At 38.2% G+C, this 15078-nt stretch carries 6 protein-coding genes; 4 read left to right on the top strand and 2 right to left on the bottom strand.

Annotation, left to right across the window (positions count from 1 at the left end):
- The first annotated feature begins 7 nt into the window (after positions 1 to 7).
- From GM418_RS05240 to GM418_RS05225, 4 genes are all read left to right on the top strand, one after another.
- Positions 8 to 1027 (top strand): electron transfer flavoprotein subunit alpha/FixB family protein, encoded by a 1020-nt coding sequence (locus GM418_RS05240; RefSeq protein ID WP_158863860.1) that lies wholly within the window; start codon positions 8 to 10, stop codon positions 1025 to 1027.
- 24 nt (positions 1028 to 1051) lie between these two features.
- Complete coding sequence (locus GM418_RS05235) at positions 1052 to 2761, top strand: acyl-CoA dehydrogenase family protein (RefSeq protein WP_158863858.1); 1710 nt, start codon at positions 1052 to 1054, stop codon at positions 2759 to 2761.
- A gap of 458 nt (positions 2762 to 3219) precedes the next feature.
- Entirely contained in the window at positions 3220 to 4884 is a 1665-nt protein-coding gene (locus GM418_RS05230) for a 7TM diverse intracellular signaling domain-containing protein (protein ID WP_158863856.1), read from the top strand.
- A gap of 405 nt (positions 4885 to 5289) precedes the next feature.
- Positions 5290 to 11580, top strand: coding sequence for a thrombospondin type 3 repeat-containing protein (locus GM418_RS05225; RefSeq protein WP_158863854.1), 6291 nt, complete (start codon positions 5290 to 5292; stop codon positions 11578 to 11580).
- Positions 11581 to 11867: 287 nt separating this feature from the next.
- Here the strand turns inward: GM418_RS05225 and GM418_RS05220 are convergent, their stop codons facing one another.
- Both GM418_RS05220 and GM418_RS05215 read right to left on the bottom strand, forming a co-directional pair.
- A complete protein-coding gene (locus GM418_RS05220; RefSeq protein WP_158863852.1) occupies positions 11868 to 12194 on the bottom strand; it encodes a TfoX/Sxy family protein in 327 nt (108 codons plus the stop codon).
- Between the two features lie 8 nt (positions 12195 to 12202).
- The gene (locus GM418_RS05215) at positions 12203 to 14899 is read right to left on the bottom strand and encodes a PAS domain S-box protein (protein ID WP_158863850.1); all 2697 of its coding nucleotides are present in this window, start codon (positions 14897 to 14899) and stop codon (positions 12203 to 12205) included.
- Positions 14900 to 15078: the final 179 nt, after the last annotated feature.

Genomic DNA, 15078 nt, shown 5'->3' with positions numbered 1-15078 from the left:
GAAAGAAATGAATAATGTATTTGTTTATTGCGAAATAGAAGACGGCCAGGTAGCCGAGGTAAGTCAGGAATTGCTGACCAAGGGGAGAACGCTGGCTAATGAACTAAAATGTAAACTGGAAGCGATTGCCATTGGCAATCAACTTGAAGGAATTGCTGAGCAGATAATTCCTTATGGCGTAGATGCGCTGTATTTGGCAGACGATAAAAGGTTGTATCCTTATCAAACCTTACCACATACTTCAATCATCGTAAACCTGTTTAAAGAAGAAAAACCTCAGATTGCCCTAATGGGGGCTTCGTCCATAGGCCGCGATCTTGGTCCCAGAGTATCTTCTGCATTACACAGTGGTTTAACAGCCGATTGTACAAGTTTGGTCATAGGCGAACATTACGATAAAAAAGCGGACAAAAAGTATGAGAATTTGCTGTACCAGATTCGTCCTGCTTTTGGAGGAAATATTATTGCCACCATCATAAATCCGGATTGCCGTCCACAAATGGCAACGGTTCGAGAAGGTGTAATGAAAAAGAGCATTCTTGATCCGAAATACAAAGGGAAAACAGTAAAACTTGATGTGTCGAAATATGTGAATGACACCGATTTTGTTGTCGAAATCATTGAGCGGCATATGGAAAAAAGCAAGTTGAATATCAAAGGTTCTCCTATTATTGTTGCCGGCGGTTACGGTGTTGGTTCTAAAGAGAATTTTCAGCTGTTACATGAACTTGCCGAGGTATTGGGGGGCGAAGTTGGCGCATCGCGTGCAGCTGTTGATGCCGGTTATGTGGAACACGAAAGGCAAATTGGTCAGACTGGTTTAACGGTTCGTCCAAAATTATATATCGCTTGTGGTATTTCAGGGCAAATCCAGCACCGTGCAGGAATGGAACAATCGGCCCAGATTATTGCAATCAATACCGATCCTGAAGCTCCGATTAATTCCATTGCAGATTATGTGATTACAGGAGATATTGCTAACATCGTTCCCAAGATGATCAAGTATTATAAAACGAATACAAAATAGTGTTGACATTTAATATGAACTAAAATGGCAAATTATTATACAGATAACAGCGACTTAAAATTCCATTTGAACCACCCGTTGATGGAGAAGATTGTTCGCTTAAAAGAACGGGATTTTTCTTTTAAAGATGAATTTTCATTTGCTCCGATGGATCACGAAGATGCAGTCGACAGCTACGATAAAGTGCTGGAGATAGTGGGTGAAATTTGCGGAGATATTGTTGGCCCGAATGCGGAAAGTATAGATGCGGAAGGACCTCAGGTAGTTGATGGGCATGTTATATATGCCCGTGGGACACAGGAAAACATCGACGCATTAAACAAAGCTGGTTTGATGGGAATGTCTTTGCCTTATAAATATGAAGGTCTCAATTTTCCGATTGTACCATATATTATGGCGGCTGATATTGTATCGCGTGCCGATGCAGGTTTTGTAAATATTTGGGGATTGCAGGATTGCGCTGAAACCATCAACGAATTTGCTTCGGAAGAACAAAAGGAAAAATATCTGCCACGTGTGTGCAAAGGCGACACGATGGCAATGGACCTGACCGAGCCTGATGCAGGTTCCGATTTGCAGGCGGTTCAGTTAAAAGCTACCTGGGATGAAAAGAAGAATGTTTGGTTGTTAAATGGAGTAAAACGTTTTATCACCAACGGCGACGGAGAAATTTCTCTTGTGTTGGCTCGTTCAGAGCCAGGAACAAAAGATGGTCGTGGACTTTCGATGTTTATATACGACAAACAGCAAGGTGGAGTAACCGTTCGCCGTATCGAACATAAAATGGGAATCATTGGCTCGCCTACCTGTGAATTGGTTTTCAAAAATGCTCCGGCTGAGTTGGTTGGTTCCCGGAAATTGGGTTTGATTAAATATGTAATGGCATTGATGAATGGCGCTCGTCTTGGAATTGCTGCCCAATCAGTTGGTGTTAGTGAGGCTGCTTACCGCGAAGCGATAGAATATGCCAAAGAAAGAATGCAGTTTGGAAAGGCAATTATTCGATTTCCTGCTGTCTACGAAATGCTCTCTATGATGAAAGCTAAACTGGATGCCTCAAGAACCTTGTTATACGAGACCGCACGTTTTGTTGATATGTATAAAACATACCAGCATATTTCTGAAGAACGTACTCTTGAAAAAGATGAACGTGCAGAAATGAAAAAATATCAGCGTTTGGCCGATGTTTATACTCCGCTTGTAAAGGGAATGGCAAGTGAGTACAGCAACCAACTGGCTTACGATGCTGTCCAGATTCATGGCGGTTCGGGTTTTATGAAGGATTATCCGGTAGAACGTATCTACCGCGATGCCCGAATTACCTCAATTTATGAAGGAACAACACAGTTACAGGTAGTAGCTGCTATTCGCGGCGTAACAACCGGTGCTTTTCTGAACCAGATTCGTTACTACGAATCTCAGGCGGTTTCACCACAGCTGGAATACCTGAAACGTTCGCTGATTATTCTTACTGATGAGTATGAACAGGCAGTGAAAAAAGTAACTTCAACAGACGATAACGAGTTTGTCGATTTCCATGCCCGCCGTTTGGTTGAAATGGCCGGACACATTATTATGAGTTACTTGCTACTGCTTGATACTAACCGCAATGATTCATTCCTGCGTTCAGCCAAAAATTACATTACTTTTGCCAAAGCCCAGGTAAAATCACATGCTGAATATATCCGGGTTTCTGAACTAAGTGATCTTGGAACCTATAAGTTCGAATTGTAGCAGAATTAAAATAAATTCTTAAAGCCACTTCGTTTTCGGAGTGGCTTTTTCGTTTTTATTGTAAAAACTAAAACTTTTAATCAAATAATTCTCCGAGGCAAAGCCTCGGGGTTACCTTATACTCTCCCCTGAAATCAGGGGAGATGTCATCCGCCAGATGGGGGAGAGTAGAGGGGTGAATCAATAAAGAAAATCTAACTTTTCAGCATTGTTGCTGAAAATAAAGTTGGCGAAATACTCCTCTGCTCTGGCATGGGGATAGTCAACTTTAAGGATTTTCTTTATTCTCAAGAAATGAGCTTGAGCTGAAAAAGAATGACGGAAATTGCTATCTCATTAACAATGAAATCTATAGTTTTATGCGGTCGTGAATAGATAAAAAACTATTTTTATGTGACATTATTATCTGCAAGCCAAAGAGGACTAGCCCAATTGAGATGGATTTGTTTTATAACCATATGACTAAAATAATTTTCATTTTTCTTTTTGTTCTACCTGTAAAACTGTTTGCGGGTGGACAACCCAATTACCCGGAATCACTAATATCAATCCAATATCTTCCTGGAGATAAAATTCAGGATTTTTCCGAAGCAGAAATGACCAATAAAATGTTTACTGCTTATAAGAATGAAACACTAAGTCCAAATGTATATTATTGGTTTAGACTCACTTTTGATAATCAAAAGTTAAATAAGGACTCATATTTTATTCATTTTAATGATTTTTTTGCTGAAATTCAGCTGGTTCAGGTTCTGTCCGAAAGTAAAACTTTAAAATATCTTGGTGGCTCTTATATTCCACTATCTAATCGTTCTTTTGAAGGATTTTTTAAAGATAAGGTTTTGATGACAAAAACCAGGGGAACGCAAACCACGGTCTATTTAAGAGTAAAAAGAGCAGGTTTTGATACATTATCGTTTCCTTCAATGAATATCATTAGTTTGGAGGACTATCAACACTTTAAAACAAAAACAGATATAGTTCAAAGTTTTTTTACCGGCGTTATTGCCATATTGTGCCTCTTTAATTTGGTTCTTTTTCTTTTAACCCGCGAAAAACTTTATTTAAGTTATTTTATCTATATAGCTATTGCCAGCTTATATTTCTTTTTTTATTACGGCTATATCGAATTATTTTGGTTTCCTCAACATCCTTTGGTAAATAAAATGTTCTTTTTTAGCATTTTATTAGCGCAACCGTTTTACTTCTTTTTTCTTCACTATGCTTTAAACGAAGAGAATTTTAGAGACTACAGAAAGTTGATTTTCAGATATGCTTCTGTTATATTATCATTGAGTGTTGTTGTTATTATCATTTCACTTTTTAGATATAGTGTGGCAATTCACATTGGCGATGTTTTGTCGGTTGTGAATGGCATTGCAATTGTTTTAATATTTTTCCTCCTGATTCGTAAAGTACCGCTTACAGTAAAAATAATTCTCTCTGGTTCATTGTTTTTGGCGGCAGGTGGAGGTGCAGCTATAATTGCCAATTTGTTTTATATATCAGTTGAGCACATTTATATTTATCAGGTAGGGTTTTATATTGAAATACTATTGTTTGCAATTGCAATAAATTTTACTCATAATAATGAACGGCTGATTAGAATAAAAAGGCAACTCGATATTACTCAATTAAAAAACGAAAAACTTGAAAAAGAAAGGGAGCTTGAAGGGCTGAGCAAGGCTATTGATAAAAAGAACCGCGATTTAACCTACAAAGCCATTGTTATTTCACAAAAAGAATCGATGCAAAAAACTATTTTGAAGCAGCTGTCAAAGCTTAAAGACCAGGAAAAAATTCAAAAGAGTCAGCTGCTCGAATTGATGTCAAATTTGAAATCAAACACAAACAATAATCACTGGAACGAGTTTGAAAGCCATTTTACCACTGTTCATCCGCATTTTTACAGCGCGCTTAATAAGAAATATCAAAACTTAACTGCCAGCGAAAATAAACTTTGCGCATTTATTAAAATGAAGCTTTCTTCAAAAGAGATAGCGTTAATTACAGGTAAAAGTCAGCAAAGTGTTGATGTGGCCCGAAGCCGGCTACGCAAAAAGATGGGATTGGCAAATCATGAAAACTTATATACTGTAATTTCTGAAATAGAAATTCAGTAGATTATTTAATTTTTTCAGTCTTTAATTCGCAATTTTTAATAAATCAGGACAAAACTCCCAACATTTCTCATTTATTTTCAATAAAACCGTAAAAGTTAAGATTTTGTTAGGGGGGTGTTTCCGTCCTCGAATAGCTAATGCAGCTAAATTTACCGTGGTTGAATGTGTAATTTGTATTAAGAAAAATAAAAACCAGGAATCATGGATCTGTCTTGCCTTTTTTGTAGGGGTGATATGTTTCGTCTTTTTTGCTATTCAATAAGTCGGAATATTTTTCTCGGATTGATATCCTTTTCAGGTTCTGATCTAAAAAAACAGTTCGTCAGCAGTGAAGAAAGTCTGAGCGATAAGCTTAACTATTGAATAATGTGAAATATATCTTATTTAACAGTAATATCTAAAAATATGAAGAATTTTACCCACACATTTTTTTTGCGCTTATGCGTAATGGTCATTTGCGTTTTAAGCCTCACAAAGAGCACGGTTGCAGCTGAACCGAATTATGACCTATATATAATTGACAATCGTGACGGAGAAATCACTCTTGTTGCTGATCTGGGACCAAGTATATATGATGCGTCCGAATACATTACGGTACAATTTGTTATTTCCAGTAAATCCAGACCGCTATCAAAAACAACAGCTATAGATACTCTGGATAATCCATATGCTTCGTATTATCGTTTTACGGATGTAGATATAACCGATTTTTATCCGGGGGAAGAAATAAGCGTTACAATGAAGGTCAATTACTGGTACATGAGATTTAATATATATCATACATCCCATCCTTTTTCTGTTTCAAAAAATCATACTCTTCAAGTTCCGGCTGTTTATATCGAAGAGTGCTCGTCATGTTACAGCAACTTTATTAAGGTTAAGGTACATGACAAGCATTTATGGGCCTATGAGAAATCGAGTAAAATGAGGCTTTACAAAGAAAATGCCGATGGAAGTAAAAAATGGGTCGCATTGCTGTTTGATAATAACTCAGGAGTAAGCAACGTTGAGGTTGACGAAGAAAACGGCTGTTTCTATTTTTATCATCGAGGTCTGTCAGCAGGAGATATTTTTAATTATGAGCTTCAGGCATGTTATTATGAAATTTTGCCCAATTATGGTGACCAGTTAGATGTAGATGGTTGTGCGATGCGTCATTATACCGATTACTATCCTTATGAAGACTACGATGACGATGAACATGAAACGGGCGAATGTTTTGAAATGAATTTACAGGCCAGTACCGATAAGTCACAATCAATTGTTCTGAATTGGAATAAAACAACTGCACCGGAAGTTACCGGCTATGTTGTTGAACGGCGAACCTATGATTATGTATATGATAATTACCGTGAAAGTTACAATGACTTACCTTCACTAACAAGCGCTGCAGACGAAAGTTCCTCGATCGTGCCCGGTTACTATTATAATTATCTCGTTACTTCAATACCAGGGGGCTATCTTCGCGACTCAACAAATGGAAGGCTTTTACCCGACGGCATAATATCAGGAAAAGTAGTCACCAATTCTGAGAGTGGGCTGCCAAATGTCAAAGTGATTGCTAAACGTATAGGCACAGTTGAGTCGGATACCACCACTTATTATTCTACAATGACAAACGGGCAGGGAAAATTTTCAATTGATAAAGTTTACTATAACGAAAGTTCTGATTTTGTAGTCTATCCTGTATTGGAAGATCATAATTTTGATCCTTCAAAAGATACCGTTTCATTGACAACAGCTCATAACCAGGAAACAGATATTAGATTTAAAGATACAACGTCGCTTATTGTGCAGGGAAAGGTATTACAAAGGACACCTGCTGGAAATTACCCTTTATCCGGCGTAGATATCTTATTGGACGATGACAACAGTCAGGGGTTTGTTACTGATTCGGCAGGTAATTTTGCAGTGGCAATTCTAATGGCGGGTGAGCATGAACTTACTCCGGCTCTGGATTCCCATCTGTTCTCCCCTCCGTCAGTAACAATGAATATTTTGGACAATATAGAAGGAGTTAATTTTATTGATACCACTGAATTCAAACTCGATGGATATATTTCAGCAAGCTGCAATACTTATATTGGGCAGGCAAAACTCCGCATTTCCGATGTTGACGGATATTTCAGTATGCTGGTAGAAACAGATACAACCGGATACTATTCAGTAGATTTGCCGGCTCGTAAATATACAATTGATGTGGAATCCTTCACTTCCATTGATGAAAATATGGTAAAGACCAACGACGTATTGGCCTACTTTAGACCCGATGTTATAGACCTTACATACAACGATACAAGCTATAATGCAACTTATATACTTCCACCGGAACTCAATATTGACTGGGGGGACAATTACTCTTCGTTGTGCAATTTGGTTATTATGGAACAGGGAGATACAAGTGATATTGTTTTCCATGTTACCGAAGAGTTAAATGGAAAAGTGTGTGATGCTAACGGCGGTTATATTATTGTGCAGCAAAATATTGAATCAGAAAATTTCTCTTACGACACATTATTTTTTGAAGACGGGATCGACACCCTGACAATAGTCCCGGGCAAACCTAAAATTACCGGAGATTTTTTAAAAGAATTTTACGCAACTGTTTATTTGGGGAACAATGAAGTTTTTTCGGGTAAAATAGATATCCTGGTTGTTGGTAACAATCCCCGGGACAATACATTTACCACTGTTACGCCTTCCATGCCTTTCCTCATTCTACACGACCCACCGGGAGACGCAAGTTACAGTTATCTTGAAGAAAGTACGACCATCGAAAACTCCATGAGTTTTAGTACACTCAAGGAGGGAGCTGTAAATGCTTGGGCCGAGGCAAGGCTTGGGGTGAAATTTGAAGCAGGCTCAGGGTTCCTCAATACCGAAACTGAAATCTGGGGCTCGGTTGGTGTTTCTACAACTATAGGTGCAACATCAGTTGAAAATAACGAATTGATTTATACGGTTACCAACACCGAACGGTTTGAAACATCAAGTGATGAAATTACCGGCGCTGATGGAGATGTATATGTAGGCGGGGCGCTAAATTTAATTTATGCCCTTACGGATGTAATAACCTACGACTACGATAAATGTGAGCCGGTAAAAAGTACTGAACTTATTGTTGCCCCGGATGGGTTCAATACAACTTTTATGTATTCGGAAGAACATATTTCCCAAACCTTAATTCCTCAATTGGAAGAATTGGCATATTATGAAGAACTGGACGGCGATGATTTGGAAGCAGAAAGATATTTGACTCAGGCTGATGTTTGGCGGCAAATGATAGAAAATAACCATGACAATATTGAAAAAGCAGAGTTTGTAGAGAATGTGTCTTTTAGTTCCGGAGTAAATTACGAGTCATCTGTCGAATCGTCTTCAACACGTTCAATGAGTCTTGAGTATACTGTATATGTTGATGCCGAGGTTGCTGTTGAGGCAGGATGCTTAGTAGGCGGCTCCGGGGGGACTGCGGGCGTGGGCGTTTCAGTTAAAGCTGAAATTGGCGAATCAAGCACTACCACTGAAACAAATTCACAAACGGTTGGTTATGTTTTGCAGGACGACGACTCAGGCGATTATTTCAGTGTTGATGTTTTGAAAGACCAGGTTTACGGGACACCGGCTTTTAATACCGTAGCAGGTCGTTCGAGTTGTCCTTACGAAGAAAAAACGCAACATCGCGAAAGACTTCAATTAGAAGCTGACGTTTATAACCAGACACTTTCATCGAATACTGAAAGAGGAGTTTTTGTTCTTGAACTAACAAATTTAAGCGACAGTAATGAAGATATGGTTTATAATTTAATGTTCGACGCTACCAGTAATCCCGATGGAGCAGTTGTTACAGTGGGAGGGAACACCGTTGGCGGTGGAGAAAAAATACCTTATACCATCCCTGCATTCGAATCTGTATTTGCAACGGTAACCATTGCCAAGGGGCCTTTAAAAACAACTGCTTATCCGGATTTGAAATTTACACTTGAGTCCGAGTGTGAAAGTGATATTTCTGATGATGTTTATCTTAGCGTCTTCTATCCTTCCGAATGCAGCGATATGACAATTGCTTCAGAGAAAGATGTTATTACGGAAAATGAAATGAAAATGACGCTTTCTGATTATGACACAACAACTATCGATTATTGTTTTATTGAGGTGCGTGAAAAGGATGCTACTTTTTGGACCACATTGAAAGAGGTTTTGGTGGAAGATTTAAATGAGAATACTACAGATATTGTTGTCCCTGTCTATAATGTTGAAGATGGCGACTTTGTTTTCAGAGCAGAAATAACAAATGGCAGTTCGGAAAGTTACTCAAACAGCATAGAAGCAAAGGTTGACAGAAATGCTCCGGAAGTGTTGGGCTACCCACGTCCATTATCTGATAATCTGCAAAATGAAGATTACATTTATGTGGCTTTTAATGAAGCTATCGATTGTAGTCTTATTGATGAAAATAATGTCAAATTTTTAAACGTAACTCAAGGGTATACCCCGGTAGATATCCAATGGGGGTGTTCTGACAGTATGCTTGTTTTTAATTCTTCATTTACCGGTGTTGATAATGGTGATTACCTTTTAATAAAGCTAACCGGTGTTGGTGATTTATACGGAAATATAAACACCGATACCATTTCATGGGGCTTTGCTGTTGACGATATTAATGCTTACCTCGATAATGAAGATAAGGATTCTGACGGAGATGACATTATTGACGCAGCAGACAACTGTACTCTTGTTTACAACCCGGGACAGGAAGATGTTGACGAAGATGGTATTGGCGATGTGTGTGATGATGATATTGATGGCGATGGCATTCCCAATAATGTTGACAATTGCCCAACAATAGCAAATGCCGACCAGGCAGATTATGATGGCGATGGCGAAGGCGATGCCTGCGATTATGATACCGATAACGATGGAATAGACGATGATATTGACAATTGCCCTTATACACAAAACGCCGACCAGAACGATACAGACAAAGACGGAATCGGAGATCTATGTGACGATGATATTGATGGTGATGGAATAACAAACGATATAGATAATTGTCCGTACGTTGCAAATTCAAATCAGGAAGATGTTGATAGCGACGGGATTGGAGACGTTTGTGACGACGATATTGATGGAGATACAGTTCTGAATGACGATGATAATTGTCCCTATGTATCAAACTTAAATCAGAAAGATTTCGACAAAGACGGAATTGGTGATGTATGTGACGACGATATTGATGGCGATGGCGTTCTGAATGATGAAGACAATTGCCCGCTAATAGTCAATGCCGACCAGACAGATTCTGACAGCGACGGAGTCGGCGATATTTGCGATGATGATATTGACGGGGATGGTGTATTAAATAGCAATGACAATTGTATTTATGTTTCCAATGCTGACCAGACGGATACAGACAGTGATGGTATTGGTGATGTGTGTGAAAATGATGCAGATGCAGATGGCATACCAGACTCAATGGACAATTGCCCGTTAGTACAAAACACCAATCAAATTGATACGGATAATGATGGTATTGGCGATGTGTGTGATGATGATATTGATGGCGACGAAATTTTAAATGATATAGATAATTGCCCGTATATATCAAACAAAGAACAGATTGATACCGATGGCGACGGTACAGGAGATTTGTGTGATAATGACATAGATGGCGATGGTATTCCGAATAATGCTGACAATTGCCCGGTAACGCCAAATAGCGGGCAGGAAGATTCTGACGGCGATGGCATTGGTAATGTTTGCGATGGAGATATTGATGGCGACGGTGTTTTAAATGATTCTGATAATTGTCTCTATGTGGCCAATGCCGACCAGACCGATGTAAACAATAATGGCATTGGCGATATTTGTGAAGATGATACCGACGGAGATGGAGTCCCGGATGTTACCGATAATTGTCCTTTGACCGAAAATTCTGACCAGGCTGACGCTGACAAGGATGGTGTAGGAGATATCTGTGATAATGATATTGACGGCGACGAGATTCTTAACGTTTATGACAATTGTCCGCTGGTATTTAATTTATATCAGCAGGATTCTGATTACGATGGAATAGGAGATATGTGCGATGATGATATTGATGGCGACGGGATTTTGAATGACCAGGACAATTGCCCGGTAACACCCAATAATGATCAGGTCGATACCGATGGAGATGGGAAAGGGGACAGCTGCGACGGCGATATTGATGACGACGGCGTGTTGAATAATAACGACAATTGCCCGTTTGTTGTAAATGAACTTCAGCTGGATTCTGATGCTGACGGAGAAGGGGACGAATGTGATGACGATATTGATGGGGATGGAGTATTAAATGAATATGACAATTGCCCGTTAACTGCAAACGCCGATCAACTTGATGCCGACAATGATGGAGTAGGAGACGTTTGCGAAGCTACCTCCGTGATTATTGTGGATGAGGAACAATTTGCTTGTGAAGTCTATCCAAATCCGTTTAATAATACACTCTCTTTAAATATTATTTGTGAGAAAGCAGAAGAAATTAGAATCGAGTTCTATAATCTACTTGGAAGATTAAAAATTTCAGAAAAAGTTCAATTGGTAGCGGGAGAAAACATCCGTGTTGTAAGAACCCGGGAATGGGAATCGGGACTATATACCTATCGATTAATTGGGAAAGAGAATCTAATTGTTGGAAAAGTAATTAAAAAGTAAATCTGACCGTAATTTTGGAGAAGCCACTTCGTTTTTCGGAGTGGCTTTTTTTGTAAAACGGACATCAAAATTTAGTCTGAATCGAAGAATATTTTTATGAAATATTGTAACGCATTGTTTTTGTTTACTTCACATCAAAAAAATCAATTTTTAACTTTTGTCAAATTTGATAAAAAAGAAAAACAAACATTATTTGCGCTGTTTATTTCTTTTCTTCTTATTTGAAATTCCTTTATCCGCCTGTTCTGCTTTTTTTAATATGTAGTGAAGATTAAAAGGCTCCAGACTTATTTTTTTCTTTTTTTGGGTTTGGGGTCGGGCAGTTCTTTTACGGTTATCCTAACCAATTCACTTAACCATTCCCGGTCTTCTATTTTGTCTTCAATTAAAAAGCTTGTTTTGGCTCCGGGATAAGGGGGCGCTTCAATTATATCGCCAATAAATGTTCTGCCGGAAACGGTGGGTTTTATAAATAATTTATTATCGCAGATTAGTCCGAACAGTTTGCCACCGGAATAAACTCCATATTCTCCAAACATCTTGCGGAAACTAATCTCTCCGGCGTTTTCAATTTGGTCAACTATAAATTCAACAAAATTTTTGTCTGATGACATTTGATTTTTTATGTTGTGTATTCTTTTAAATAACAATAAAAAATTGTGCCCTTGTTTACTTTACTTTCCACCCGTACATAACCTCCATTTTTTTCTACAATATTTTTTACAATATAAAGCCCCATTCCAGTACCTTCCACTTTCGAAGTGAATCTTTTGAAAGGTTTAAACAATTCGGAGCCGGCATTTTTTAGATTAATGCCAATTCCATTGTCTTCTACGCTTAAAAGTACTGATTCTCCTTCTTTTTTTGTTGAAATTCTCACAAATGAATTTTTTACTTCAGAAGCGTATTTTATTGAATTTGAAACCAAATTACGTAAAATACTGACTAGGTGAGCTTCAATAAAATGAATTTCGGGCGCATCTTCAAAATCGGTCTCAATTGTTCCTTTAAAATTTGTAATTTGATTGCTTAACTCAGCGGCAACTTCTTTCCATACTTTTATAAATCTGATTTGTGCAATAGCTAATTCCTGTTTTGTTTGAAGACTTACTGCCTCCATAAGCCCGTCGACCGTTCGTTTTAAACGAATGGTTATGGGTTCGAGCATCTCAATAAGCGTAAATTTTTCTTCCGGTGCCGACTGTTTTACAAGTTCGTTAATGTCGATGAGGTTCTGGATAGGGGACCGAAGATCGTGCGCAGCGATTTTAAAAAAGTCTTCAAGTACATCGTTTAGTTTGGTCAGGTGGTTATTTTTTTCTTCCAGTTGTAGCTCAATTTTCTTTCTGTCGGTAATATCAAGATTAATTCCTGCCCATGAAACGACTTTATCATTCTTATCTTTTATGGGCATTCCAATGGCCAGTACCATTTTAACCTTGCCATCCTGAGTTAAAAATTTATGTTCATGTTCAAAACGCTTGCCTGTATTTACAGAGTCCATCCATAAATCCATCACTTCTCGTTGTTGTTCAGGAACTAAAGTATCAATCCAACCAAACTCCTGTATTTCTTCAAATGATTTACCTACCATTTTACAAAACGATTCGCTGATATGAATTGCCTTTCCTTCGGCATCAGTTGCCCATACGCCATAATCAACCGACTCACCCATTATACGGTAACGTTGTTCTGATTCAGCGAGTGCCTGTTTGTCTAGTGCCAGCTGTTTCAATAAATATTCGCGTTCTACTTCAGCGTTTTTTTGTTGGGTTACATCGCGTACAACTATTACTGCACCGGTAATTTTTCCGTCATTTGAAATGATCGGACCGTAACTGTAACTGCCAACCCATTTTTCGCCGGTATCTTTTCTTAATAAAATATATTCAGCATTTGTGGCCGATTCGCCCTTTAAAGCTTTTGTCCCAGGCCAGTCTTTAACTGGTGCAGGGGTTTCATCAGGGAAAAAAAGTGTGAGAAATTCATTATATTCAGTAAGTACATCGGGGCACTCTTCTCTGTTTTTAAATCTGTGAAAGGTAACAAAAGTGTCATTGTAATAAAGAAGCTTGAGCTTGGGATCAAAAATAAATACAGCGTCAGTCATACTGTAAAGAGCAGCTTTTATTATCTCCTGGCTTTGTTGTAGTTCTTTTTGTGCCGCTTTTCTTTCACGGTTGTCAATGCCGATTCCAACCTGTCTGCCGTCTTCCAATTTTACATTTGCCCAAATGGTCTCAATCTCGTTTCCGTCTTTCCCTGTCATAACAAAATCCTTAAATCCGGGTTGTAACGACTGCATAAACTTTGCAGCTTTTTTCCTGTATTCGGCTTCCGGATAAACAAGTTCCATTATATTTTTCTCTCTGATATCACTTTCGCTCCAGCCGGTTATCCTCTCAAATTCTTTGTTAGCATTTATTTGTTGCAAATCAGGGTTATATACGGTAATCATCGCCGGGACACTATCGAATATGGTTTGAAGCAGGACATTGTTACTTTCCAGCTGATCTTTTAATTGCTTTCTTTGTGTAATATCAAGCATGGTAGTAATGATGGTTCTGTCCCCGCTTGTTTTTAGCAGTTCACCTGATATAAGCACAGTCAGTATTTTGCCAGATCGATGGTGAAGTCTTGTCTCAAGATTTCTTACTGATCCTGTTTTTTTGACAATTTGAATTAATTTATCCCGGTCATTTGGATCGGCATATAAATCGACTGAAAGAGTTGTCTCCCCTGTAATATCTTTTCGGGTTAGACCTGTAAGTTCAAAAAAGGCGTCATTTACATCATATATTTTTCCGTTGTCAAGACTGCTGATGATCATGCTGTTTGGGTTTGATTTAAAGGCGCTTACAAACTTTTCTTCGTTTCTTCGCAATTCCTTTTCAGCTTCAACTCGTTCCGTAACATCGTGAATAATAGAAAATAAAGTTGGTTTCTTATTTATCTCGTAAAGCGAAGTATAAACCTCGACCTGCCGGATCGTTCCGTCAGCAATCCGATGCGGGAAAATAAAATAGTCCTTTTTTCCCCGGACTACTTTTTTTCTTTCCTTTTTTATTTCATCCGGAGACAGCGTATTGATGTCTTCAATTTTTAGAGACAACAGTTCGTTTTTAGGATACTTGTAGAATGCAACTGCCGCTTCATTGGCGTCTACAATCTGTCCGCTTCCCTCCTCAATCATCAGCATTATAGCCTGGTGGGAATTAAACATCTTTCTTAATACTTTTTTGTCAGAGGCATCGAGAAGCCTTTTCAGATTTTGGTTTTCTTCCTCAAGCTTTTTAATGTAACCTTCGGTTTGATTCATTCTTAATACAAATAGGTGTCAGAGTGTTAAATTCCTCATAATATATGAAAAAATATGAAACTATACGAATTTTCCATTGTCAATATTTTGTAAATCTGATAGTTGAAAAGATTAATAAATGAAGTTTTATCTTCAGGAAAAAATAACACAGTTCTTAAAAAATTAAGTTATTGATTCCC

Origin of the sequence: Maribellus comscasis, assembly GCF_009762775.1 — a bacterium.
GTDB classification, from domain to species: Bacteria; Bacteroidota; Bacteroidia; order Bacteroidales; family Prolixibacteraceae; genus Draconibacterium; species Draconibacterium comscasis.
The sequence above is the reverse complement of the archived record's forward strand: the minus strand, read 5'-3'. Positions and strand labels throughout refer to the sequence as shown.

What these genes read in the sequence shown, in the direction of transcription:
- GM418_RS05215 (WP_158863850.1), bottom strand. Translation starts at nt 14,899, where the DNA reads ATGAATCAAACCGAAGGTTACATTAAAAAGCTTGAGGAAGAAAACCAA.
- GM418_RS05225 (WP_158863854.1), top strand. Translation starts at nt 5,290, where the DNA reads ATGAAGAATTTTACCCACACATTTTTTTTGCGCTTATGCGTAATGGTC.
- GM418_RS05230 (WP_158863856.1), top strand. Translation starts at nt 3,220, where the DNA reads ATGACTAAAATAATTTTCATTTTTCTTTTTGTTCTACCTGTAAAACTG.
- GM418_RS05240 (WP_158863860.1), top strand. Translation starts at nt 8, where the DNA reads ATGAATAATGTATTTGTTTATTGCGAAATAGAAGACGGCCAGGTAGCC.
- GM418_RS05220 (WP_158863852.1), bottom strand. Translation starts at nt 12,194, where the DNA reads ATGTCATCAGACAAAAATTTTGTTGAATTTATAGTTGACCAAATTGAA.
- GM418_RS05235 (WP_158863858.1), top strand. Translation starts at nt 1,052, where the DNA reads ATGGCAAATTATTATACAGATAACAGCGACTTAAAATTCCATTTGAAC.